This is a genomic window from Pseudomonas sp. UMAB-40 (assembly GCF_900095275.1).
GTDB lineage: Bacteria > Pseudomonadota > Gammaproteobacteria > Pseudomonadales > Pseudomonadaceae > Aquipseudomonas > Aquipseudomonas mandelii_B.
The window spans coordinates 246,387-269,337 of the sequence record NZ_LT607558.1 but is presented as its reverse complement, the minus strand read 5'-3'; the positions used below and the strand labels follow the sequence as shown (position 1 = coordinate 269,337).

Genomic DNA, 22,951 nt, shown 5'->3' with positions numbered 1-22,951 from the left:
AGCGTAAACCTGCAGGGCTTCTCGGTCAGGCTGACCATCTCATTAAGCCCCGCCTGGATCACCAGACGGGGCTTTTTAGTGGCCGATGGAATCAGACGAGGGGTTTAGGCTCGTGTTCTTTTTCCAGGGCTTGTTCGTGTTGCTCGACCGCTTCCTGTACGGAGCGCGGTGCTTCTTCGATGACCGACTCGGCAGCAGGTGCCGCTTCGATCACTTCAGCCACAACCGGTGCAGGCTCGTCAGCGACAACCGCTTCAACCGGAGCAGCAGCGGCAGCCAGTTCGGCTTCCTTCTGCAGACGCTCGGCTTCACGCTTGCGACGACGCACTTCACGCGGGTCGTTCGGTGCACGGCCATTTTCGGTCAGGGCGCTGACGGGAGCTGCTTCAACGACCGGTGCGGCCACTTCGGCAACAACCGGCGTCGGTGCTTCAACGACGGGAGCAGGCTCGGCAGCCACAACCACTGGCTCGGAGACCACGGTTTCAGCCGCCTGGACTTCAGCAACCGGTGCAGGTGCTTCAACAGCTACCGGTTCGGCCACCCAGTTGAACGCGGTTTGTTCTTCACGAACTTCGCGGACAGCGTCGGTGACGGTTTCGCTGGAGGTTTCGACCGCTGGTTCGGCAGCAAACACGGGTTCGGCCACTGGAGCGGTTTCAACAACCGGCTCAGCTTCACGAACCGGTGCCACTTCGATTTCCGGAGCCGCAGTGGCTTCCACCGGAGTCGTCGCTTCTACCACAGGCGCTTCGACCGGAGCCGTCTCCAGGGTGGCGGCCGTTGCACGTTCGGCTTGCTCGTTGGCTTGTGCTTCAGCCGGTGCGCTGATCACGGTGCTGGCAACGGCTGCGGTAACAGCCAGGCCGGCGGCCAGATCGGAAGTACTTGGCGCTTCGTTGCTTTCGCCTGCTTCGCTGCCTTCGGCGGATTCGGATTCTTCCGAACCTTCGATCACGTTACCGTTGGCATCGCGTTGACGCTCGCGACGGTTGCTGCGACGACGCTGGCCACGGGAGCGGCGGCGTGGACGATCGCCTTCGGCGCCTTCCTGACCATCTTCCTGCAGTTGCTCTTCGTTGGTTACCAGTTCTTCTTCGGCAACCGCGGCAGCGGCTTGCTCGGCACGTGGCTGACGTTCTTCACGCGGTGGGCGTGGAGCGCGTTCTTCACGTGGCTGGCGAGCCGGACGCTCTTCAGCGGTCGCAGCAGTCGCAGCAGCGGCTGGAGCGGTGGCATCCAGAGGTTCGCGCAGTTCACGCACGCGTTCTTCACGCTCGCCACGTGGCTTGCGGTCTTCGCGAGGGGCGCGCGGTGCACGTTCTTCACGAGGGGCGCGTGGAGCACGCTCTTCACGTGGAGCACGCTCTTCGCGGGCGACTACCGGGGTTTCTTCGCGGGCTTCGCGTGGTTGACGCTCTTCGCGTGGCTCACGTGGTGCGCGTTCTTCACGCGGTGCACGTTCCTCACGAGGCTTGCGCTCTTCATCACGGCGACCGTTACGGTTGCGGCTCTGCTGACGACCGTTGCGACGCTCTTCGTTACGGGCCGGACGCTCGGTGGTCGCAGGTTTTTCAACCACAACCGGAGCCGCAGGCTCTTCCTTGGTAGCAAACAGGCTGACCAGCGACTTCACCAGGCCTTTGAACAGGCTAGGCTCTGGCGCGGCGGCCGGTGCAGCCACAGGTGCGGCAGCGACGACTTCGGTCGGAACCGGAGCGTTGGCGCGGGCCGGAGCGGTCTTGACTGCGGCTTCCTGACGAACCAGGGTGCGGGTCGCGGCGGCTGGCTGGACTTCTTCGACTTCGGCAGCGGCTGCTGCGATTTCGTAGCTGGACTGGCCGACTGCGGCTTCCGGGCTGTCATCACGCAGACGCTGAACTTCGAAGTGCGGCGTTTCGAGGTGATCGTTCGGCAGAATGACGATGCGGGCACGGGTGCGCAGTTCGATCTTGGTGATCGAGTTGCGTTTTTCGTTGAGCAGGAAGGCTGCGACCGGAATCGGCACTTGGGCGCGAACTTCGGCGGTGCGGTCTTTCAGGGCTTCTTCTTCGATCAGGCGCAGGATCGCCAGGGACAGCGATTCAACGTCACGGATGATGCCGGTGCCGTTGCAACGCGGGCAAACGATGCCGCTGCTTTCGCCCAGGGATGGACGCAGGCGCTGACGGGACATTTCCAGCAGGCCGAAGCGCGAGATGCGACCGACTTGCACGCGAGCGCGGTCGGCTTCCAGGCATTCGCGGACTTTTTCTTCCACGGCGCGCTGGTTCTTGGCAGGGGTCATGTCGATGAAGTCGATGACGATCAGGCCGCCGATGTCGCGCAAGCGCAACTGACGGGCGATTTCTTCGGCGGCTTCAAGGTTGGTCTGCAGGGCGGTTTCTTCGATGTCGCTGCCTTTGGTGGCGCGCGCCGAGTTGATGTCGATGGACACCAGGGCTTCGGTCGGATCGATAACGATGGAACCGCCGGAAGGCAGTTCAACGACGCGCTGGAAAGCGGTCTCGATCTGGCTTTCGATCTGGAAACGGTTGAACAGCGGAACGCTGTCTTCGTACAGCTTGATCTTGCTGGCGTACTGCGGCATTACCTGGCGAATGAAGGTCAGGGCTTCGTCCTGGGCTTCAACGCTGTCGATCAGCACTTCGCCGATGTCCTGGCGCAGGTAATCGCGGATGGCGCGGATGATCACGTTGCTTTCCTGATAGATCAGGAATGGCGCGGAGCGATCCAGCGAGGCTTCTTTGATGGCGGTCCAGAGTTGCAGCAGGTAATCGAGGTCCCACTGCATTTCTTCGCTGCTGCGGCCAAGGCCGGCAGTGCGAACGATCAGACCCATGTCGGCCGGGGCAACCAAGCCGTTCAGGGCTTCACGCAGTTCGTTGCGCTCTTCACCTTCGATGCGACGGGAGATACCGCCGGCACGCGGGTTGTTTGGCATCAGCACCAGGTAACGACCGGCCAGGCTGATGAAGGTGGTCAGGGCTGCGCCCTTGTTGCCACGTTCTTCTTTTTCGACCTGAACGATGACTTCCTGGCCTTCGCTCAGGACGTCCTTGATGTTGACGCGGCCTTCTGGGGCTTTCTTGAAGTATTCGCGGGAGATTTCTTTGAGGGGCAGGAAGCCGTGGCGCTCGGAGCCGAAATCGACAAAGGCAGCCTCAAGGCTTGGTTCGATGCGAGTAATCCGGCCTTTATAGATGTTGGCCTTCTTCTGCTCGCGTGCACCGGATTCGATGTCCAGGTCGTAGAGGCGTTGGCCATCTACCAGTGCAACACGCAACTCTTCGGGTTGAGTTGCGTTAATCAGCATTCTTTTCATGTAGTACCGTCGGTTTCCGGGCTGCCGGAAACGGCGTTCGGCACACACGACTTCTCATGGTCGGTGTCAGGTGCGTCGGGAGTGGTTGGCCATTCCCGTGTCCAGCGATGTCTGGCCAATTGGGCCGTTATCGCGACTTACGCGTCCTGCTTGCTGTGGCTACTTAAGCACTCAGTCAGGAGGAGGAATCAACCAGCGGCTGTGGACGAGATGAAGCGTCTTGATAAAGCCTATTGCTACACAGTCCAGCGGTTGTGCATCTCCACCCTACACGTATCCCTGATAATTCGGGTGCTGCCGCGCGCAGAATCCGCAGCGGGTTGGCATTTACCGTGAGCTCCGAAGGGGGAGGTCACGCATCATGGCTAATTTAGGCGTTGTTTCCGAAGCGTTCGCTCGGGGTCGTCCTTAGCTGACTGCACTTTGTGAACTGGCCATGAATATGGCTCGCAAGGCGAGTGAAAACTCTGCTTTACGGCTTGATTCAGGCCTCATGTCACCTGCGCTTGTTACAGCTGCAAACTCCACCGTTACGTAGCGAAAGCCCCGTAGGACGGCCTCGCGTCCTGGTGAATTGCGTTGGTCAGGGCCGGTTTTTGACCGTTAGTCCGCTGTCCAGGCCGCTTTTGGCGGCGTTCGCGACTATAGCAGCAATGATTAAGTGCTTCAATTCCATAAAAAATTGTTATCATCCGCGGCATGACGACTACTGCCCCTTCGACCCCAGCCGTACAACTGCTGGAGGTCTCGCCGGAATATGCCGGCCAACGTATTGATAACTTCCTTCTCGCTCGGCTCAAAGGCGTGCCCAAGACCTTGATTTACCGCATTTTGCGCAAGGGCGAAGTGCGGGTGAACAAAGGTCGGATCAAGCCCGAATACAAGCTGCAGGCGGGCGATATCGTGCGCGTGCCGCCGGTTCGCGTGCCCGAACGCGACGAGCCGGTGCCGCTGGCCCAGGGCCTGCTGCAACGCCTCGAAGCCTCGATTGTGTTCGAGGACAAAGCGCTGATCGTGATCAACAAGCCTTGCGGCATTGCTGTTCATGGCGGTAGCGGTCTGACTTACGGGGTGATCGAAGCCTTTCGTCAGTTGCGTCCCGATTGCAAGGAGCTCGAACTGGTTCACCGTCTCGACCGTGATACCTCAGGTCTGTTGATGATCGCCAAGAAGCGCAGCATGTTGCGCCACTTGCACACCGCCTTGCGCGGCGATGGCGTCGACAAACGCTACATGGCGCTGGTCCGTGGTAATTGGGCGGCCTCGATCAAGCAAGTCCGGGCGTCGCTGGGCAAGAGCAATCTGCGTTCCGGCGAGCGTATGGTCGAGGTCGACGAGGAGGAGGGCAAGGAGTCTGTGACCGTGTTCAAGGTCCTGCGCCGCTTCGGCGACTTTGCCACCCTGATCGAGGCCAAGCCGATTACCGGTCGGACTCACCAGATTCGCGTCCACACCTTGCACGCCGGGCACTGCATCGCTGGCGACACCAAGTATGGCGACGAAGGTTTCAGCAAGGAAATCCGCGATTTGGGCGGCAAACGCCTGTTCCTGCACGCGTACCTGCTGACTGTGCCGCTGCCGGATGGTGGCGAGCTGAAATTGCAGGCGCCGGTGGACGAAATGTGGGCCAAGACCGTGGAGCGCCTGAGTGCACCCCTCTGATTACAAACTGCTGATTTTCGATTGGGATGGCACACTCGCTGACTCCATTGGTCGGATTGTCGAGGCGATGCATGTCGCGTCCGAACGATCCGGGTTTCAGTTGCGCGATGATTTTGCCGTCAAAGGCATTATCGGTCTGGGCTTGCCTGAGGCCATTCGCACGTTGTACCCGGACATTGGCGATGCGGAGTTGGTGGCGTTCCGTCAGCACTACGCGGATCACTACATCGCTGCCGAAGCCGTGCCTTCGCCGTTGTTTGAAGGTGTGGTCGAGTCGATGGAGGCGTTTCGCGCCGAGGGTTATCATCTGGCTGTGGCCACGGGCAAGGCTCGTCGCGGGCTGGACCGGGTGCTGAAGGCTCACGGCTGGGAAGATTATTTCGATATCACCCGTGCCGCCGATGAAACCGCCAGCAAGCCCCATCCGCTGATGCTTGAGCAGATTCTCGCGCATTGCGAGGTTCGTCCGGAGCAGGCGCTGATGGTCGGCGATTCATCCTTCGATCTGCAGATGGCGCGTAACGCCGGCATGGATTCGGTGGCGGTCAGTTATGGCGCGCAATCGATCGACGCGCTGAAGCTGTTCGAGCCGCGACTGGCCATTGATCGTTTTTCAGAATTGCATGCCTGGCTGGGTCAGCGGGCTTAACAGGTTTTTGCTGGGGTAGATGTCATGACCGACGAATGGAAGGCGCCCGCCAAGGCGAGCGCAGAGAGCGGTGACGAAAAAAGCTGGAAGCTGCTGGAAAAGACTCTGCTGGCCAGTGTCCAGGAGCAGCGCCGGTCTCGTCGCTGGGGGATTTTCTTCAAGCTGCTGACCTTTGTGTACCTGTTTGGCGCGTTGATTCTGTTCACGCCGCTGATGGACATGGAAAAAAGCGCGACCCGCGGTTCCCACTACACGGCGTTGATCGACGTGACCGGCATGATCGCCGACAAGGAGCCAGCCAGCGCCGACAACATCGTTGGCAGCCTGCGTGCAGCCTTCGAGGATGAGAAGGTTAAGGGTGTGATCCTGCGCATCAACAGTCCGGGCGGCAGTCCGGTGCAGTCGGGTTACGTGTATGACGAAATCGTCCGTCTGCGCGGCTTGCACCCGGACACCAAGGTGTACGCGGTGATTTCCGACCTGGGCGCTTCCGGTGCTTATTACATCGCCAGCGCGGCGGATCAGATTTACGCCGACAAGGCGAGTCTGGTGGGTTCCATTGGTGTGACGGCAGCCGGATATGGTTTCGTCGGTACCATGGAGAAGCTCGGCGTCGAGCGTCGGACCTACACGTCCGGCGAGCACAAGTCGTTCCTCGACCCGTTCCAGCCGCAGAAGCCTGAGGAGACTCAGTTCTGGCAGGGCGTTCTGGATACCACGCACCAGCAGTTTATCAATAGCGTGAAGAAGGGCCGTGGTGACCGTCTCAAGGACAAGGATCATCCGGAGCTATTCTCTGGACTGGTCTGGAACGGCGAGCAGGCGTTGCCGCTGGGTCTGATCGATGGCCTGGGGAATGCCAGTTCGGTGGCGCGTGATGTGATTGGCGAGAAGGAACTGGTGGATTTCACCGTTCAGGAATCGCCGTTCGATCGCTTCTCGAAAAAGCTCGGTGCCAGCGTGGCTGAGCAATTGGCGATGTGGATGGGCTTCCAGGGGCCTTCATTGCGCTGATGCTTTGGTTGCACCAGAAAACCGGCCTCAGTGGCCGGTTTTTTGTGTTCAGGGTATTTGCACGCCTTCGGCCAGCAACATGTCGATCAGGCGAATCAGCGGCAGGCCGATCAGGCTGGTGGCGTCAGGGCCTTCGGTGTTTTGAAACAGGCTCACCCCCAAGCCTTCGGCCTTGAAGCTGCCAGCGCAGTCGTAGGGCTGTTCGGCGTGCAGGTAGCGCTCGATGCGTGCCGGGTCGAGGGTGCGCATGTGCACGGTGAAAGGCACGCAGTCGACCTGGCAGTCGCCGGTCTGGCTGTTCAGCAGCGCCAGGCCCGTCAGGAAGGTCACGCTGGCACCGCTCGATGCCAGCAGTTGTTCGCGGGCCTTCTCGAAGGTGTGGGGTTTGCCGATGATCCGCTCGCCGAGGACGGCGACCTGGTCGGAGCCGATGATCAGATGGGCGGGGTGGCTGCCGGCAAGTGCCCGGGCTTTTCCTTCGGCGAGGCGCTTTACCAGTTCGATGGCCGACTCATCCAGGCGATGGCTTTCATCGATATCCGGCGAACTGCAGGTGAATGGCAGCTGCAAGCGGGCCAGCAATTCCCGGCGATAAACCGAGCTTGAAGCGAGTAATAAAGGCAGCATGCGCATCTCCGGAAGACAGGCGCGAATTCTACCGAGGCTTCCAAGTGACGGACAGGGCTGAATTTCCTTTGACATGGCTGGGTGCATCCCTATAATGCTGCGCCTATGTTGAATGACCCGATTCCACCTCACGTTGACCCGCGCAAATTGGCTGACCGTGGCACCACCCTTCAAGGTGAACTGCTGCTGGCCGATTTGGAGAGACTCTGCGACCCGCTTTCCGATACTGTCGGTACGGTGCAGGCTAAATTCGTTTTTGAACGAGATGAACGTAAGTCTGTGGTTATCCACAGTTTTATCGACACCGAAGTCAAAATGGTTTGCCAGCGTTGTCTTGAGCTGGTCACCCTGCCGATCCACAGCGAATGCAGTTATGCTGTGGTGAAGGAGGGTGCGAATACCCAGTCGTTGCCGAAAGGTTATGACGTGCTGGAACTGGGCGAAGATCCATTGGATCTGCAGTCACTGATCGAGGAGGAGCTTCTGCTCGCCTTGCCCATTGTGCCTGCTCATCATCCGGAAGAATGCCAGCAGCCGGCGGGTCTCGATGAGCCCGAACCGAGCGAGGACGAGGTAACGCGGTCCAACCCGTTCAGTGTATTGGCGCAGTTAAAGCGTGACCCAAACGTTTAGGAGTTAATCAATTATGGCTGTTCAGCAGAACAAAAAATCCCGCTCTGCCCGTGACATGCGTCGTTCGCACGATGCCCTGACGGCAAGCACTCTGTCTGTAGAAAAAACCACCGGTGAAATTCACCTGCGTCACCACGTATCGCCAGAAGGCGTATACCGTGGCCGTAAAGTGATCGATAAGGGCGCTGACGAGTAATCACTTGTCTGCTCAAGTCATCGCGATTGACGCAATGGGCGGGGACTTCGGTCCCCGCAGCATTGTTCAGGCCAGCATTGCTTGCCTGTCTGCTACGCCCTCGCTGCACCTGACCCTCGTCGGTCAACCCTCCCTACTTGAAGAATTGCTCTCTGGCCAATCGGCTGTGGATCGCTCACGCCTGTCAATTGCTCCGGCGTCCGAAGTTATCACCATGGACGAAAAGCCTGCCCAGGCCTTGCGTGGCAAGCCTGACTCGTCGATGCGCGTGGCGCTTGAGCTGTTGCGTGATGGCAAGGTCCAGGCCTGTGTCAGTGCCGGCAATACCGGCGCGCTGATGGCGTTGTCGCGGTTTGTGCTCAAGACGTTGCCAGGCATCGATCGGCCGGCGATGGTGGCGGCGATTCCGACGCAGAAGGGTTATTGCCAGTTGCTCGACCTCGGTGCCAACGTAGATTGCAGCGCCGAGCATTTATTGCAGTTTGCGGTGATGGGCTCGGTGGCGGCAGAGACCCTCGGCATTGTTCGCCCACGGGTGGCCTTGCTGAACATCGGCACCGAAGACATCAAGGGCAATCAGCAGGTCAAGCTGGCGGCGACCTTGTTGCAAAGCGCTCGCGGCATCAACTACATCGGTTTTGTCGAAGGTGACGGTTTGTACCGTGGCGAGGCGGACGTGGTGGTGTGTGACGGCTTTGTCGGCAATATCCTGCTCAAGTCCAGCGAAGGCCTGGCGACCATGATTGCCGGGCGCATCGAAGCTTTGTTCAAGAAAAACCTCGCCTCGAAAATGGTCGGCGCGCTGGCGCTGCCGCTGATGAGGCGTTTGCAGGCCGATCTGGCGCCTGCGCGACATAACGGCGCAAGCTTCCTCGGTTTGCAGGGGATTGTGGTGAAAAGCCACGGTTCGGCCGGGGTCCAGGGTTTTCAGAGTGCCATATCCCGAGCGCTGATCGAGATCCAGGAAAACCTTCCGGAACGCATTCACGGTCGTCTGGAGGATTTGTTGCTTTAGGCGTTTTCGTCGGACAATGCTTAAATGTGACCGCTCAGTTCAATTGGCCATCCAACTGTCAGTTTCTTGCGTCCCCCAAGCGGGACGTCAAATTCTCCGACGACAAGATCATTAGGGGCTTGTTACATGTCTGCTTCCCTCGCATTCGTCTTTCCAGGACAGGGTTCGCAGTCCCTCGGCATGCTGGCCGAGTTGGGCGCACAACATCCGGTTGTCCTCGAAACATTCAAAGAAGCTTCCGATGCTCTGGGTTACGACCTGTGGGCACTGACCCAGCAGGGGCCGGAAGAGCAACTCAATCAAACCGATAAAACCCAGCCGGCCATTCTGACCGCCTCGATCGCCTTGTGGCGTCTGTGGCTGGCGGAAGGCGGCGCGCGCCCGGCTTACGTTGCCGGTCACAGCCTGGGTGAGTACAGCGCGCTGGTCGCGGCAGGCAGCCTGAGCCTGGGTGCCGCCGTCAAGCTGGTGGAGCGCCGTGGTCAGTTGATGCAGGAAGCCGTTCCGGCCGGGCAGGGCGGCATGGCCGCAATCCTCGGTCTGGAAGATGCTGACGTGTTGGCCGCCTGTGCCGAAGCGGCGCAAGGCGAAGTGGTCAGCGCGGTCAACTTCAACTCCCCGGGCCAGGTCGTGATCGCCGGTGCAAAGGCTGCGGTCGAACGCGCCATAGAAGGCTGCAAGGCCCGTGGTGCCAAGCGTGCCATGCCGCTGCCGGTCAGCGTGCCGTCTCACTGCGAGCTGATGCGTCCGGCAGCCGAGCGTTTCGCTGAGTCGATCGCTGCAATCGACTGGCAAGCGCCGCAAATCCCTGTGGTGCAGAACGTCAGCGCTTCTGTGCCGGCCGATCTGGAAACCCTCAAGCGCGATCTGCTTGAGCAGCTCTACAAGCCTGTACGCTGGGTTGAATCGGTCCAGGCGCTGGCCGCCAAGGGCGCGACCCAGTTGGTCGAGTGCGGCCCTGGCAAAGTACTCGCCGGCCTGAACAAACGTTGCGCCGAAGGCGTATCGACATCCAACCTCAATACCCCAGACGCTTTCGCTGCCGCCCGTGCAGCGCTGGCCTGAATCAGGAGAAACTTGCATGAGTCTGCAAGGTAAAGTTGCACTGGTCACCGGTGCGAGCCGCGGTATTGGCCAGGCTATCGCCCTGGAGCTGGGTCGTCAGGGCGCTATCGTTGTAGGTACCGCGACGTCCGCTTCCGGCGCCGAGCGTATTGCCGCTACCCTGAAGGAAAACGGTATTCAAGGCACTGGCCTGGAACTCAATGTCACCAGCGACGAATCCGTTGCCGCTGTACTGGCGAGCATCACTTCGCAGTTTGGAGCGCCGGCGATCCTGGTCAACAATGCCGGCATCACCCGCGATAATCTGATGATGCGCATGAAAGATGACGAATGGCATGACGTCGTCGATACCAACCTGAACAGTCTGTTCCGCCTGTCCAAGGGCGTTTTGCGCGGTATGACCAAAGCCCGTTGGGGACGAATTATCAGTATTGGCTCGGTTGTGGGTGCCATGGGCAACGCAGGCCAAGTAAACTACGCAGCCGCCAAGGCCGGTCTGGAAGGTTTCAGCCGTGCACTGGCGCGTGAAGTCGGTTCGCGTTCGATTACGGTAAACTCGGTGGCCCCTGGGTTCATCGACACCGATATGACCCGCGAACTGCCCGAGGCGCAGCGTGAAGCCTTGCAGACGCAGATTCCGCTGGGCCGTCTGGGACAAGCTCAAGAGATCGCGTCTGTGGTCGCTTTTCTTGCATCCGACGGTGCGGCTTACGTTACTGGGGCTACAATCCCGGTGAACGGCGGGATGTACATGAGTTAAATGTGACGGATTGCTTCAAAAAAATGTCATACGAGCTGTCTAAAATCCGTTATAAAGCTGCAATCTATTTATAGGCAGAGGGTCGTCGGGTTTGAGGAGTGAAGCTTTCAGTTGAAAAACTGAAAAGTCTTTCTATACACTTACCCACTGGCCAGCTGCCTGAATTTGTCCATTAGGAGTGAAAACAAGGTATGAGCACCATCGAAGAGCGCGTCAAGAAAATCGTTGCTGAGCAACTGGGCGTTAAAGAAGAAGAAGTGGTCAACACTGCTTCCTTCGTTGAAGACCTGGGTGCCGACTCCCTTGACACCGTTGAGCTGGTGATGGCTCTGGAAGAGGAATTCGAGACCGAAATCCCTGACGAAGAAGCTGAAAAGATCACTACTGTACAAGCCGCAATCGATTACGTTACTAACCACCAGGCTTAATAGCTTGTAATCGTTGCTTGCTGTCATGGAAAAACCGCACTGCCATCACGGCGTGCGGTTTTTTCTTTAGGCCTGATGCAAAGTCGTCATTTGAAAAAGGAGAGTGCTGTGTCGCGTAGACGCGTCGTAGTCACCGGTATGGGTATGTTGTCGCCACTGGGCACGGATGTGCCAAGCAGTTGGCAGGGCATTCTGGCTGGCCGCAGTGGCATTGGTCTGATCGAACACACCGACCTTTCTGCCTATTCCACCCGTTTTGGCGGCTCGGTAAAGGGCTTCAATGTCGAGGAATACCTGTCGGTCAAGGAAGCACGCAAGCTCGACCTGTTCATTCAGTACGGTCTGGCGGCCGGTTTTCAGGCTGTACGTAACGCAGGCCTTGAAGTCACCGACGCCAACCGTGAACGCATCGGCGTGGCCATGGGGTCGGGTATTGGCGGTCTGACCAATATCGAAGAAACCAGCCGCACCCTGCATGATTCCGGCCCACGACGGATTTCTCCGTTTTTCGTGCCTGGCTCGATCATCAATATGATTTCCGGTTTTCTGTCCATCCACTTGGGTGCACAGGGACCTAACTACGCCATCGCCACCGCCTGTACCACCGGTACGCACTGCATTGGCATGGCAGCCCGCAACATCATGTACGACGAAGCCGACGTGATGATTGCCGGCGGCGCCGAGATGGCGGCTTGCGGTCTGGGCATGGGTGGCTTCGGTGCTTCCCGTGCGCTGTCGACCCGCAACGACGAGCCAACCCGTGCCAGCCGTCCATGGGACAAGGGCCGTGATGGTTTCGTCTTGTCCGACGGTGCCGGCGCCCTTGTTCTCGAAGAGCTGGAGCACGCCAAGGCGCGCGGCGCGACCATCTACGCCGAGCTGATCGGTTTCGGCACCAGTGGCGATGCCTATCACATGACTTCGCCTCCGGCCGATGGCGCCGGTGCCGCACGTTGCATCACCAATGCCCTGCGCGACGCGAAGATCAATGGCGACCAGGTTCAATACATCAACGCCCACGGCACCTCGACCTCGGCCGGCGACCTCGCCGAAGCCTGTGCGATCAAGTCGGTGTTCGGCGATCACGCCTACAAACTGGCCGTCAGTTCGACCAAGTCCATGACCGGTCACTTGCTGGGTGCAGCAGGTGCCGTCGAGGCGATCTTCAGTGTGCTGGCGATCAACAGCCAGGTGGCGCCGCCGACCATCAACCTCGATGAGCCGGACGAAGGCTGCGATCTCGATTTCGTGCCGCACACCGCGCGCAACATGGATATCGATGTGGTGCTGTCCAACTCCTTCGGATTTGGCGGTACCAACGGCTCGCTGGTGTTCCGCCGGTTCGCTGACTGATGGACAGCTGGGTCGACGGTCAGCCGGCTGACGCTTTGTCGCTGAAAGATCGCGGCCTGGCTTACGGTGATGGTCTGTTCGAGACCATTGCCGTGCGTGGCGGACAGCCGTTGCTGCTGGATCGACATCTGGTGCGTCTGGCCGATGGTTGTTCACGCCTGGCGATCAATGCTGATCACGAGCTGATCCGCAGTGAGCTGCTGGCCTATGCCCGCGCACTGGGTGAGGGCGTGCTCAAGCTCATCATCACCCGCGGCGACAGTCTGCGCGGCTACGCGCCCGACCCCTCGGCTCAGGCCCGACGCATTCTGCAAGGCAATCCTCCCGCTGCTTATCCGGCCGTAAATGGCGAACAGGGCGTTCGCCTGTTCCCGTGTGCGACACGATTGTCCAGGCAGCCTCTGCTTGCCGGCCTCAAGCACCTTAATCGTCTGGAGCAGGTCATCGCCCGTTCCGAATGGCAGGACACCGAGCATGCTGAAGGCTTGATGCTCGATTTGGCGGGACGCGTGATCGAAGGTGTGTTCAGCAACCTGTTCCTGATCCGCGATGGCGTGCTGATCACGGCCGATTTGAAGCGCTGCGGCGTTGCCGGCGTCATGCGCGCCGAATTATTGTTTCAAGCCGAGTCATTGGGGATCCCCACGCAAATCACTGACATCAGCCTGGATCAGCTGCAATGGGCCGATGAAGTCTTTGTCTGCAACAGCGTGTATGGCGTTTGGCCGGTGCGCGCCTATGCTGCGCTGAGCTGGTCGGTTGGGCCGCTCACCCGTAAACTCCAAACCATTGCCCGTGCGCTACTGGATGCTTGATACGTGAGACGTAAATTCTTGCTGCTGCTGGAAACCGGATTGGTTCTGGCAGGGCTGTGTCTGGGCGCCTCCGCCTGGAAGATTCATACGGCGCTGAATCAGCCGCTGAACATCACCCAGGAAGAACTGCTGGAAGTGCCCAAAGGCACCACGCCGACCCGCACCTTCTATCGACTCGAAGCCGATGGCGTCATCAAGGACGCTTTCTGGTTGCGCGTGTATTGGCGTTTCAATCTGGCCGGACAACCCTTGCACAAGGGCGAATACCGCATGCAGCCCGGCATGACCGTCGAAGGGTTGATCGACCTGTGGAAGCGTGGGGACATCGTTCAGTACAGCCTGACCCTGGTCGAAGGCTGGAATTTTCATCAGGTCCGGGCGGCATTGGCCAAGGATGAAAAACTCGAGCAGACCCTGAACGGCTTGAGCGATAGCGACGTGATGACCAGGCTCGGCCACACCGGGATCTTTCCCGAGGGCCGATTCTTCCCCGACACTTACCGTTTCGTGCGGGGCATGACCGACGTCGATTTGCTGAAAAAAGCCTACGATCGCCTCGACGAAGTCCTTGCCAAGGAATGGGAGCAGCGCGCTGCGGATGCGCCGTACACCGAACCCTATCAGGCGCTGATCATGGCCTCGCTGGTGGAAAAGGAAACCGGTGTGCCCCAGGAACGGGGGCAGATTGCCGGCGTGTTTGTGCGACGCATGGCGATGGGCATGCTGCTGCAGACCGATCCAACGGTGATCTACGGCCTGGGTGATCGCTACAGCGGCAAGTTGACCCGTGCCCACCTCAAGGAAGCCACGCCGTACAACACCTATATGATTTCGGGCCTGCCGCCGACCCCGATTGCCATGGTCGGCCGCGAAGCGATCCATGCCGCGTTGAACCCGGTGGCGGGCAACAGCCTCTACTTTGTCGCTCGCGGTGACGGCAGCCACGTGTTCTCCGATGATCTGGATGCCCACAATAATGCGGTGCGCGAGTTCCAGCTCAAGCGTCGTGCCGATTACCGGTCCAGCCCGGCACCGGTCTCGGCACCAGAAACCCCGAGTGCCGACACACCGGATGCCGAAGCGCCGATTCCGGCCGCTTCGCCCAATCCCGATCCCGACGCTTTGCCAGAAGTAGCGCCACAAGGCGCGCCGCAAGAACCCTCCGCTGTACCTGCTCCGACGCCCGTGCCCGAGCCGGACGCGCCGGCCCCGCAAAGCCCGCAATGACTCTGATTAAGGACTGCCCGTGACTGGCTTGTTTATTACCCTGGAAGGCCCGGAAGGCGCCGGCAAGAGCACCAACCGCGAATACCTGGCCGAGCGCCTGCGCGCCGCCGGTATCGAGGTGGTGTTGACCCGCGAGCCGGGTGGTACGCCTTTGGCCGAGCGGATCCGCGAAGTGCTGTTGGCGCCGGTTGATGAAGTCATGAACCCCGACACCGAGCTGTTGCTGGTGTTCGCCGCACGTGCCCAGCATCTGGCCGAGGTGATTCGCCCGGCGCTGGCCCGTGGCGCGGTGGTCTTGTGTGATCGTTTTACCGATTCGACCTACGCCTATCAGGGCGGCGGTCGCGGATTGTCGCTGGAGCGTATCGCGGCCCTGGAAACCTTTGTGCAGGGCGATTTGCGCCCGGACCTGACGCTGATCTTTGATCTGCCGGTGGAAGTGGGTCTGGCCCGCGCCAGCGCTCGCGGTCGCCTGGATCGTTTTGAACTCGAAGGCCGAACCTTTTTCGATGCCGTGCGCAGTGCGTTCCTCAAGCGCGCTGAAGCTGACCCTGCGCGTTATGTACGGGTCGATGCCGCTCAGCCGCTGGCGCAGGTTCAGCAGTCGCTGGACGCCTTGCTGCCACGCCTGCTGGAGTTGGCCCGTGGCTGAAGCCTATCCGTGGCAGGACAGCCTCTGGCAGCAATTGGCCGGTCGCAAGCAACATGCGCACGCCTATCTGCTGCATGGCCCGGCCGGGATCGGCAAGCGGGCGCTGGCGGAACGGTTGATGGCCAGTTTGCTGTGCCAGCGTCCGACCGCGCAGGATGCCTGCGGTGAGTGCAAATCCTGCCTGCTGCTCAAGGCCGGCAGCCACCCCGACAACTACATCCTGGAACCCGAAGAGGCCGACAAGGCGATCAAGGTCGATCAGGTGCGCGATCTGGTCAGCTTCGTGGTCCAGACCGCCCAAATGGGCGGGCGCAAGGTGGTGTTGATCGAGCCGGTCGAGTCGATGAACATCAACGCCGCAAACGCCTTGCTCAAAAGTCTTGAGGAACCGTCCGGCGACACCGTTTTGCTGTTGGTCAGCCATCAGACCAGCCGTTTGTTGCCGACCATCAAGAGCCGCTGCGTGCAGCAGGCCTGCCCGCTGCCGAGCGAAGTGATGAGTCTTGCCTGGCTGGCCAAGGCCCTGCCGGACAGCTCGGAAGAAGAGCGTGTCGAACTGCTGACCCTGGCGGCCGGCTCTCCGCTGGCGGCGGTCAAGTTGCAGGCCCAGGGCGTGCGCGAACAGCGAGCGCTGGTGGTCGAAGGCGTGAAGAAGCTGCTCAAGCAGCAGCAATCGCCGACGCAATTGGCCGAAGAATGGAAAACCGTCCCGCAGTTGCTGTTGTTCGACTGGTTCTGCGACTGGTCGAGTCTGATCCTGCGCTATCAGTTGACCCAGGATGAAGCAGGGTTGGGATTGGCGGACATGCGCAAGGTCATTCAATACCTGGCGCAGAAAACCGCTCAGGATAAGGTCTTGAGTATCCAGGACTGGATTCTCGCCCAGCGTCAGAAGGTCATGAGCAAAGCCAACCTCAATCCGGCCTTGTTGCTGGAGGCGCTGCTGGTGCAATGGGCATCCTTGCCTACCCAGAAGTGATCGTCTGTGCCTAGACTCTGATCATCAGCAATGGAGGTCAGCATGAATGAAGGCGTCAACCCGGGGCCGCGCAACGGCATTTTGTCCCTGACCATCAAGGACAAGTCCGTGCTTTACGCGGCCTACATGCCGTTCATCAAGAACGGTGGCCTGTTTATCCCGACCAACAAGAGCTACAAGTTGGGCGATGAGGTGTTCATGCTGCTGAACCTGATGGATGAGGTCGATAAGATTCCGGTGGCCGGCAAGGTTGCCTGGATTACCCCCAAAGGTGCGCAGGGCAATCGGGCTGCCGGGGTCGGCGTACAATTCAACGACGGCGACAACACCGCGCGCAGTCGAATCGAAACCCATCTGGCCGGAGCCCTGAAGTCCGACCGTCCCACTCATACGATGTAAGTTGCAGCCCTTTTATGCTCGTAGATTCCCATTGTCACCTCGATCGTCTTGACCTCGCCGCCCACGACGGCTCCCTGGATGCCGCACTAGATGCGGCCCGGCAGCGCGGGGTAGGGCACTTTTTATGTATCGGCGTCAGCGTCGAAAATGCCGCGGATGTCAAAGCCCTGGCCGAACGTTATGACGACGTCGACTGTTCAGTGGGTGTGCATCCTCTGGATGTACAGCCGGGTGCTGCGCCGGCGCTCGATTGGTTGCTTCGTGAGCTCAATCACCCCCGTGTCGTGGCCATCGGTGAAACCGGGCTGGATTATCACTACGAGCCGGAAGCGGCAGAGTTGCAGCAGGCATCGTTTCGCCTGCACCTGCAAGCCGCTCAGCAAACGGGCAAGCCGGTGATCATCCACACCCGCGGCGCCCGTGCTGATACGTTGAGTTTGCTGCTCGAAGCTGCGTTGCCTCAGGCGGGCGTGTTGCATTGCTTCACGGAAGACTGGGACATGGCCAAGGCTGCGCTGGACATGGGCTATTACATTTCCCTCTCTGGCATTGTCACTTTTCGCAATGCCGATGCGCTGCGTGACGTCGCCAGCAAAGTGCCGGCTGATCGATTGCTGGTAGAAACCGACTCGCCGTACCTGGCTCCGATCCCTTATCGCGGCAAACCCAACCTGCCGCAGTACGTGCGCGAGGTGGCGGAATTTCTGGCAATGTTGCGTGGTGAGTCTTTTGAGCGATTTGCCGAGCAGACCACTGAAAACTTCAAGCGTCTGTTTCCGCTGGCGCATGTGAAAGGCTGAATCGCAGGCAAAAAAAACCCGGGTTCTGGGGGGTGAATCCGGGTTAAGACCATTAGGAGTAAAACAAAGGCACGCGGTCCGTTGGTACCTATATCGACGCGACACTTGGGGGAGATGTCCCGTCGACAGTTCAAGTATTGATCAGTATTGCGCCGAGTCCAGTTTACCGGCCGCGGTTTTTAAACAATTTTGGAATACGGGCGCTTCGGAAGTGTTCTCATCAACAGGCGACCCTGTGTGAAATCATCAAGAAACACAGATATGGTCGGATGATCCGTGCATTTTGGCGCAAGTTAGGCATAATACGCGGCTTCGAATTTTGACCCCTACAGACCTTTTCTTATGCATAAAGAACCTCGTAAGGTCCGTGAGTTTCGTCGCCGCGAGCAAGAAATTCTCGATACCGCGCTCAAGCTGTTCCTCGACCAAGGTGAAGACAGTGTCACCGTCGAGATGATTGCTGATGCCGTCGGTATCGGCAAAGGCACGATCTACAAGCATTTCAAATCCAAGGCGGAGATCTATCTGCGCCTGATGCTCGACTACGAGCGTGATCTGAACGAGCTGTTGCATTCGGCTGATGTCGACAAGGACAAGGAAGCCCTGTCCCGGGCCTACTTCGAATTCCGCATGCGCGATCCACAACGCTATCGCTTGTTCGATCGCCTGGAAGAGAAGGTGGTCAAGGGCAACCAGGTGCCGGAGATGGTCGAGGAGCTGCACAAGATCCGTGCCTCGAACTTCGAACGCCTGACCTTGCTGATCAAGGGCCGGATCAGCGAAGGCAAGCTCGAAGACGTGCCGCCTTACTTCCATTACTGCGCGTCCTGGGCGCTGGTGCACGGTGCCGTGGCGCTGTATCACTCGCCGTTCTGGAGCAATGTGCTGGAAGATCAGGAAGGTTTCTTCCAGTTCCTGATGGATATCGGCGTGCGCATGGGCAACAAGCGCAAGCGCGATACCGACACTCCGAGTAACTGAACCATTCAGTTGCCTTATTGCGCCATGATTTCGCTATATGGCGCAGTACCTCAGGAATATACTCAGGCATGGGACTTGCTAAAACTTGATTTGTGAGTCAAGTTTTACGCGTTCAAATTCCTTTCGCCGGAGTGCTCCATGATCGTTGACCGTCAAGGCAGGCGTTTCCGCAATTTGCGGATCAGCCTGACCTCAGCCTGCAATTACGCGTGTACCTACTGCGTGCCCAATGGCAAGCGGCTGGTGGCTGCGCAGGATGAATTGTCGGCCGAGGCCATGGCGCGCGGCGTGGCGTATCTGATCGAAGCGGCGGGCATCGAGCGCTTGCGCATCACCGGTGGCGAGCCGCTGGTCAGCCCCAAGCTCGAAGCCTTCATGACCGCCGTCGGCAAGATGGGCCTGGAAGACATCAGCCTGACCACCAATGGTCAACTGCTGGCGAAAAAGCTGCCGTTGCTGGTGGACGCCGGCATCCGGCGCATCAACGTTTCCCTCGATACCCTGGATGCCAGCGCGTTCCGCAGCATTGCCCGTGGCGGCGACCTGGCGACCGTGCTCGACGGTATGGATCAGGCCAAGGCCGCCGGCCTTAAAATCAAGGTCAACATGGTGCCCCTGCGCGGCCAGAACCTTGATCAGGTGATGCCGCTGCTCGATTACTGCCTGGATCGTGGCTATGAATTGCGCTTCATCGAGCTGATGCGCATGGGGCACCTGGCCAGCGACAACAACGCCTTCCTGCAGCAGTTCGTCAGCCTTCAGCAGTTGCTGAGCTTGATCGGCGAGCGCTACGAATACCTGCAAGCCGATGCGCCCGTAGACGCCACTGCCGTGCGCTACGAAATTCCGGGGCAGGGGCATTTCGGTGTCATTGCCAACGAAAGTGTTCCCTTCTGCCGGACCTGCTCACGGTTGCGCCTGTCGTCCACGGGCTGGCTGCATGGCTGCCTGTCGTCGAGCAATCGCCACTATGTCGGCGATCTGTTGGACAAGCCGCGCCATCAGGCGTTGCCGGCGTTGCAGCGTCTTCTGGTGAAAGCCTTGGGGGACAAGCAGGAAGTGGCGTTTTCGGGTGGTGCGACTGTCATGAAGATTATTGGCGGCTGATCGGGCCCCATCGCGGGCAAGCCCGCTCCCACAGGGGTTGCGCAAACCTTGTGGGAGCGTGGCTTGCCCGCGAACGCAATCTGTCAGACGCAGATGTTTGCCGAGCTGGCGCGGAAGCTGCATCCAATGGCCATTCGCCGGTTTTCCGTCACCGGCCTCTGGAGGGTAGGATGCGTAGCCTGGTTTTGCTGCTGGCCGTTTTGGCGCTTGGTGGCTGCATGAATGTCAGCGATATGGCTGAAGGAACTCGCTACCACATGAGCGATGCAGGGCTGCTGGATCACAGCGACAGTCGTCGGGTGAATAACCTGCGCATTCAGCCGGACTCCTTCATATACATCGCCCAAGGTGCCTTCGCGCCGCCGGGCAGCGCTTATCCGCGACCTAACGTGGTCGCTGAAGAAGCCTACAACGGTTTTATCGAATATTTCCCGATGGTCCGCCGCGCGCGTGCCCCCGAAGGCCTCGACCAGGCCATGGGTGAAGCCCGCGCCGCCGGTGCGCATTACTTGCTTTACACGCGGTTCGCCAAGGCGGATGACCGTATTGGTAACTCGGACGAATGGCTCGATCAGGAATACGTGGATCGCCTGGGCATCGACAGCGGCGTGATTCAGATCATGTTGATCGAGACCAGCACCCAGTATTTGATTGATACTGCACGTATCAAGAGTCGTGGCGGTTTACTGACGTTCCACGATAACAAGCCACAAGACCTGATTGGCCCGCCGCTGGAGCAATACGCGCGCAGTCTGATTGGTCTCAGCGACCAGTAATCCAAGGAGAACGCCATGAGTGGCCCGCAAAAAGCCAACGACTTGTTGGGGCAAATCCCCAAAACCAAAGGCTTGCCGCCGGTCCACCTGTGGAACCCTGACTTCTGTGGCGACATCGACATGCGCATCGCTCGCGACGGCACCTGGTACTACCTGGGGACGCCGATCGGGCGTAAACCGATGGTCAAGCTGTTCTCCACCATCATTCGTCGAGATGGCGATGATTATTTCCTGATCACGCCGGTCGAGAAGGTCGGTATCAAGGTCGATGATGCGCCGTTCGTGGCGATTGCAGTGGACGTGGAAGGCGAGGGCGAAGCACAAGTCTTGCGCTTCACCACCAATGTCGACGAGACCACGGAAGCCGGCACCGAACACCCGATCCGCGTGGTGATCGACCCGGTCACGCAAGAGCCAGCACCCTACGTGCATGTGCGCACCAACCTCGAAGCCCTGATCCATCGCAATGTGTTCTATCAATTGGTAGAACTGGCCGTGACCCGCGAGATCGACGGGCAACGCTGGCTTGGCGTTTGGAGCAGTGGTGAGTTCTTCCCCATCGGCCTCGAGCCTTAACGTGTAAAAAATATGGGAGCGAGCCTGCTCCCACATTGGTTTTACGCGTGGACACGGAAAATCAAATTGACACCCAATCGTATGATGATTAGCGTGGACTCCCATCGCGAACGGCTTTGTGCCGTTCCTGCATCGAGGTGCCCATGTCCAGCAGTTTTCATGCGTCGACCGTCGATTGGCTCGGTTGCTGGATAGCCGCAGGCCAGGTCAAGCCCGGCGAAACCATAAAGGTCGAAGCCGATCTGGGTGAGCAGTTGGGTGTCAGTCGCACGGTCATCCGCGAGGCCATCAAAACACTGGTCGCCAAAGGTATGCTCGAAGTCGGGCCGAAGGTCGGCACGCGGGTATTGCCGGTGCGACGCTGGAACCTCTTCGACCCACAAGTCGTGGGTTGGCTGTCGCGCAGTGGCTTGCCGGAAAATTTCGTCGACGACTTGCTCGATCTGCGCCGCACCATCGAACCGATGGCCGTTCGCTGGGCCTGCGAACGCGCGACGGTCGAACAGGTTCATGCGATCCAGCAGGCCTATAACGCGTTGGAACGGGCGGTGGACAGCGGCGTCGATTACAACCGCGCCGACCAGATCTTCCACGAGTGCATACTTGCCGCCAGCCACAACCAGTTCATTGAACAAATGGTCCCGGCCCTCGGGGCGCTGTTGGCGGTGTCGTTCGAAGTGTCCGCCGCCGACCCGGACGAATTGCGCCGCACGCTGCCGATTCACAAAGACATGGCCGACGCGATCGCCGCCCGGGATGCCGCGCGGGGTGTCTGGGCCTGCATGACCCTGATTGATAACGCGGACCTGGCGATCAAGCGCTTTTACCCAAAAGTCATGGCTGACAAAAAAGCCAGCTAAACACAGAGAGCCCATGTGGGAGCGAGCCTGCTCGCAATGACTGAGTTACATCCAATACAGATGTCACCCGACCCACCGCTATCGCGAGCAGGCTCGCTCCCACAAAAAAAGAAAAAACAGGAGGTTTCATGACGTGGCATGCGGTTACCGGACACCGTGCACAACTTGGCGAAGGCCCGTTCTGGGATGTGCCGACCCAGGCGCTGTATTGGGTGGACATCGCCGGCAAGCAAGCCCTGCGGCTGATCGGCGCCAACGTGCAGATCTGGGAAATGCCGGAGCACGTGTCCGCGTTCATCCCCTGCGAAAGCGGTGATGCGCTGGTGACGTTGAGCAGCGGCGTCTATCGGCTGGACCTTGATTCACCAGGGCTCGAACCGCGCCTGACCTTGCTCTGCGTCGCCGACCCGCAACCCGGCAATCGCGCCAACGAGGCCCGCTGCGATGCTCAAGGCCGGCTCTGGCTCGGCACCATGCAAAACAACATCGGCGAGAACGGCGAAGACCTGCCCATTGTGCGTCGCTCCGGCGGCCTGTTTCGCATCGACCGCGACGCGCGGGTCACGCCGCTGCTTCGCGGGCTGGGCATTCCCAACACGTTGCTGTGGAGCGAGGACGAGACCACGCTGTTTTTCGCCGACAGCATGGACAAAACCTTGTACCGCTATTTCGTCCACACCGATGGCAACTTGGACACGGCGTATGTCTGGTTCGGTCCCCATGATCGGGGCGGACCGGATGGCTCGGCGATGGATGCCGAGGGTTTCATCTGGAACGCCCGATGGGATGGCAGCTGCCTGATCAGGCTGACTCCGGATGGCTATGTCGACCGCGTTATCGAATTGCCGGTCAGCCGCCCTACTAGTTGCGTGTTCGGCGGCGAAGACTTGAAAACCCTGTACATCACCAGCGCCGCGAGCCCGCTCAACCACCCGCTGGACGGTGCGCTGCTGTCGATTCGCGTCGATGTACCCGGAAAACCCTGCACACGCTTCGCTGGATAAAATCCCAAAATATGGGATGTAAAATTATATATTGAGATTATTTGGTGG

The 22,951-nt window shown here is 59.6% G+C and carries 24 protein-coding genes; 22 read left to right on the top strand and 2 right to left on the bottom strand.

Translation table 11 applies throughout. From position 1 onward, the window contains the following. Positions 1–91 precede the first annotated feature (91 nt). Complete coding sequence (gene rne / locus K0F88_RS13855) at positions 92–3,325, bottom strand: ribonuclease E (RefSeq protein ID WP_219095404.1); 3,234 nt, start codon at positions 3,323–3,325, stop codon at positions 92–94. Between the two features lie 699 nt (positions 3,326–4,024). Here rne and rluC point away from each other — a divergent pair. From rluC to K0F88_RS13840, 3 genes are read left to right on the top strand one after another with little or no spacing between them, the layout of a single operon-like run. Then, positions 4,025–4,987: a 23S rRNA pseudouridine(955/2504/2580) synthase RluC gene (rluC, locus tag K0F88_RS13850; protein WP_131062732.1), complete on the top strand. Its 963-nt coding sequence runs from the start codon at positions 4,025–4,027 to the stop codon at positions 4,985–4,987. Then, a complete protein-coding gene (locus tag K0F88_RS13845) occupies positions 4,974–5,636 on the top strand; it encodes an HAD-IA family hydrolase (RefSeq protein ID WP_219095403.1) in 663 nt (220 codons plus the stop codon). The genes rluC and K0F88_RS13845 overlap by 14 nt, the downstream gene beginning before the upstream one ends. Before the next feature lie 24 nt (positions 5,637–5,660). After that, positions 5,661–6,650, top strand: a complete 990-nt coding sequence (locus tag K0F88_RS13840; protein WP_219095402.1) for a S49 family peptidase — start codon at positions 5,661–5,663, stop codon at positions 6,648–6,650. Between the two features lie 48 nt (positions 6,651–6,698). Here K0F88_RS13840 and K0F88_RS13835 read toward each other — a convergent pair whose 3' ends face one another. Further along, on the bottom strand, positions 6,699–7,277 hold the full coding sequence (locus K0F88_RS13835; RefSeq protein ID WP_219095401.1) for a nucleoside triphosphate pyrophosphatase: 579 nt from the start codon (positions 7,275–7,277) through the stop codon (positions 6,699–6,701). 105 nt (positions 7,278–7,382) lie between these two features. On the opposite strand from K0F88_RS13835, the gene K0F88_RS13830 reads away from it, so the two are divergent. From K0F88_RS13830 to K0F88_RS13740, 19 genes are all read left to right on the top strand, one after another. Further along, positions 7,383–7,910 carry a YceD family protein gene (locus tag K0F88_RS13830; protein ID WP_004371317.1) on the top strand — a complete coding sequence of 176 codons (528 nt, stop codon included), beginning with the start codon at positions 7,383–7,385 and terminating at the stop codon, positions 7,908–7,910. 13 nt (positions 7,911–7,923) lie between these two features. Beyond that, complete coding sequence (gene rpmF, locus K0F88_RS13825; protein WP_008152339.1) at positions 7,924–8,106, top strand: 50S ribosomal protein L32; 183 nt, start codon at positions 7,924–7,926, stop codon at positions 8,104–8,106. A gap of 4 nt (positions 8,107–8,110) precedes the next feature. Then, positions 8,111–9,121 carry a phosphate acyltransferase PlsX gene (gene plsX, locus K0F88_RS13820; RefSeq protein ID WP_219095400.1) on the top strand — a complete coding sequence of 337 codons (1,011 nt, stop codon included), beginning with the start codon at positions 8,111–8,113 and terminating at the stop codon, positions 9,119–9,121. Positions 9,122–9,247: 126 nt separating this feature from the next. Further along, positions 9,248–10,186, top strand: coding sequence for an ACP S-malonyltransferase (gene fabD, locus K0F88_RS13815; protein WP_219095399.1), 939 nt, complete (start codon positions 9,248–9,250; stop codon positions 10,184–10,186). A 16-nt stretch (positions 10,187–10,202) separates the two neighbouring features. Continuing rightward, entirely contained in the window at positions 10,203–10,946 is a 744-nt protein-coding gene (gene fabG / locus K0F88_RS13810) for a 3-oxoacyl-ACP reductase FabG (protein WP_109633847.1), read from the top strand. Positions 10,947–11,137: 191 nt separating this feature from the next. After that, complete coding sequence (gene acpP / locus K0F88_RS13805; protein WP_003442511.1) at positions 11,138–11,374, top strand: acyl carrier protein; 237 nt, start codon at positions 11,138–11,140, stop codon at positions 11,372–11,374. 108 nt (positions 11,375–11,482) lie between these two features. Then, positions 11,483–12,727, top strand: a complete 1,245-nt coding sequence (fabF, locus tag K0F88_RS13800) for a beta-ketoacyl-ACP synthase II (protein ID WP_010461853.1) — start codon at positions 11,483–11,485, stop codon at positions 12,725–12,727. Beyond that, positions 12,727–13,542, top strand: coding sequence for an aminodeoxychorismate lyase (gene pabC, locus K0F88_RS13795; RefSeq protein WP_219095398.1), 816 nt, complete (start codon positions 12,727–12,729; stop codon positions 13,540–13,542). The genes fabF and pabC overlap by 1 nt, the downstream gene beginning before the upstream one ends. Before the next feature lie 3 nt (positions 13,543–13,545). Further along, positions 13,546–14,769 carry an endolytic transglycosylase MltG gene (gene mltG, locus K0F88_RS13790; RefSeq protein WP_219095397.1) on the top strand — a complete coding sequence of 408 codons (1,224 nt, stop codon included), beginning with the start codon at positions 13,546–13,548 and terminating at the stop codon, positions 14,767–14,769. A 19-nt stretch (positions 14,770–14,788) separates the two neighbouring features. Next, positions 14,789–15,421, top strand: a complete 633-nt coding sequence (gene tmk / locus K0F88_RS13785) for a dTMP kinase (RefSeq protein ID WP_010461848.1) — start codon at positions 14,789–14,791, stop codon at positions 15,419–15,421. Then, complete coding sequence (locus tag K0F88_RS13780) at positions 15,414–16,400, top strand: DNA polymerase III subunit delta' (RefSeq protein ID WP_219095396.1); 987 nt, start codon at positions 15,414–15,416, stop codon at positions 16,398–16,400. Before tmk ends, K0F88_RS13780 begins: the two co-directional genes overlap by 8 nt. Positions 16,401–16,442: 42 nt before the next feature. Then, positions 16,443–16,799, top strand: coding sequence for a PilZ domain-containing protein (locus tag K0F88_RS13775; protein ID WP_094468499.1), 357 nt, complete (start codon positions 16,443–16,445; stop codon positions 16,797–16,799). A gap of 14 nt (positions 16,800–16,813) precedes the next feature. After that, the gene (locus tag K0F88_RS13770) at positions 16,814–17,599 is read left to right on the top strand and encodes a TatD family hydrolase (protein ID WP_219095395.1); all 786 of its coding nucleotides are present in this window, start codon (positions 16,814–16,816) and stop codon (positions 17,597–17,599) included. 342 nt (positions 17,600–17,941) lie between these two features. Next, positions 17,942–18,580, top strand: a complete 639-nt coding sequence (locus tag K0F88_RS13765) for a TetR/AcrR family transcriptional regulator (protein ID WP_219095394.1) — start codon at positions 17,942–17,944, stop codon at positions 18,578–18,580. Positions 18,581–18,718: 138 nt separating this feature from the next. Next, the gene (locus K0F88_RS13760) at positions 18,719–19,687 is read left to right on the top strand and encodes a GTP 3',8-cyclase MoaA (protein ID WP_219095393.1); all 969 of its coding nucleotides are present in this window, start codon (positions 18,719–18,721) and stop codon (positions 19,685–19,687) included. Between the two features lie 170 nt (positions 19,688–19,857). Further along, positions 19,858–20,463, top strand: coding sequence for a DUF4823 domain-containing protein (locus K0F88_RS13755; protein WP_219095392.1), 606 nt, complete (start codon positions 19,858–19,860; stop codon positions 20,461–20,463). A gap of 15 nt (positions 20,464–20,478) precedes the next feature. Next, positions 20,479–21,039 (top strand): DUF1285 domain-containing protein, encoded by a 561-nt coding sequence (locus K0F88_RS13750; RefSeq protein WP_219095391.1) that lies wholly within the window; start codon positions 20,479–20,481, stop codon positions 21,037–21,039. A 143-nt stretch (positions 21,040–21,182) separates the two neighbouring features. Beyond that, entirely contained in the window at positions 21,183–21,899 is a 717-nt protein-coding gene (locus K0F88_RS13745; protein WP_094468493.1) for a FadR/GntR family transcriptional regulator, read from the top strand. Between the two features lie 128 nt (positions 21,900–22,027). After that, positions 22,028–22,903, top strand: coding sequence for an SMP-30/gluconolactonase/LRE family protein (locus tag K0F88_RS13740; protein ID WP_219095390.1), 876 nt, complete (start codon positions 22,028–22,030; stop codon positions 22,901–22,903). Positions 22,904–22,951 lie beyond the last annotated feature (48 nt).

Excerpts from the sequence above, each read along its gene's own strand:
- acpP (WP_003442511.1), top strand. The coding sequence starts at position 11,138 with ATGAGCACCATCGAAGAGCGCGTCAAGAAAATCGTTGCTGAGCAACTG.
- K0F88_RS13755 (WP_219095392.1), top strand. The coding sequence starts at position 19,858 with ATGCGTAGCCTGGTTTTGCTGCTGGCCGTTTTGGCGCTTGGTGGCTGC.
- fabG (WP_109633847.1), top strand. The coding sequence starts at position 10,203 with ATGAGTCTGCAAGGTAAAGTTGCACTGGTCACCGGTGCGAGCCGCGGT.
- rpmF (WP_008152339.1), top strand. The coding sequence starts at position 7,924 with ATGGCTGTTCAGCAGAACAAAAAATCCCGCTCTGCCCGTGACATGCGT.
- K0F88_RS13765 (WP_219095394.1), top strand. The coding sequence starts at position 17,942 with ATGCATAAAGAACCTCGTAAGGTCCGTGAGTTTCGTCGCCGCGAGCAA.
- K0F88_RS13830 (WP_004371317.1), top strand. The coding sequence starts at position 7,383 with ATGTTGAATGACCCGATTCCACCTCACGTTGACCCGCGCAAATTGGCT.
- K0F88_RS13750 (WP_219095391.1), top strand. The coding sequence starts at position 20,479 with ATGAGTGGCCCGCAAAAAGCCAACGACTTGTTGGGGCAAATCCCCAAA.
- K0F88_RS13770 (WP_219095395.1), top strand. The coding sequence starts at position 16,814 with ATGCTCGTAGATTCCCATTGTCACCTCGATCGTCTTGACCTCGCCGCC.
- rne (WP_219095404.1), bottom strand. The coding sequence starts at position 3,325 with ATGAAAAGAATGCTGATTAACGCAACTCAACCCGAAGAGTTGCGTGTT.
- K0F88_RS13745 (WP_094468493.1), top strand. The coding sequence starts at position 21,183 with ATGTCCAGCAGTTTTCATGCGTCGACCGTCGATTGGCTCGGTTGCTGG.
- K0F88_RS13840 (WP_219095402.1), top strand. The coding sequence starts at position 5,661 with ATGACCGACGAATGGAAGGCGCCCGCCAAGGCGAGCGCAGAGAGCGGT.
- fabD (WP_219095399.1), top strand. The coding sequence starts at position 9,248 with ATGTCTGCTTCCCTCGCATTCGTCTTTCCAGGACAGGGTTCGCAGTCC.
- K0F88_RS13835 (WP_219095401.1), bottom strand. The coding sequence starts at position 7,277 with ATGCTGCCTTTATTACTCGCTTCAAGCTCGGTTTATCGCCGGGAATTG.
- K0F88_RS13760 (WP_219095393.1), top strand. The coding sequence starts at position 18,719 with ATGATCGTTGACCGTCAAGGCAGGCGTTTCCGCAATTTGCGGATCAGC.
- pabC (WP_219095398.1), top strand. The coding sequence starts at position 12,727 with ATGGACAGCTGGGTCGACGGTCAGCCGGCTGACGCTTTGTCGCTGAAA.
- K0F88_RS13775 (WP_094468499.1), top strand. The coding sequence starts at position 16,443 with ATGAATGAAGGCGTCAACCCGGGGCCGCGCAACGGCATTTTGTCCCTG.
- K0F88_RS13740 (WP_219095390.1), top strand. The coding sequence starts at position 22,028 with ATGACGTGGCATGCGGTTACCGGACACCGTGCACAACTTGGCGAAGGC.
- rluC (WP_131062732.1), top strand. The coding sequence starts at position 4,025 with ATGACGACTACTGCCCCTTCGACCCCAGCCGTACAACTGCTGGAGGTC.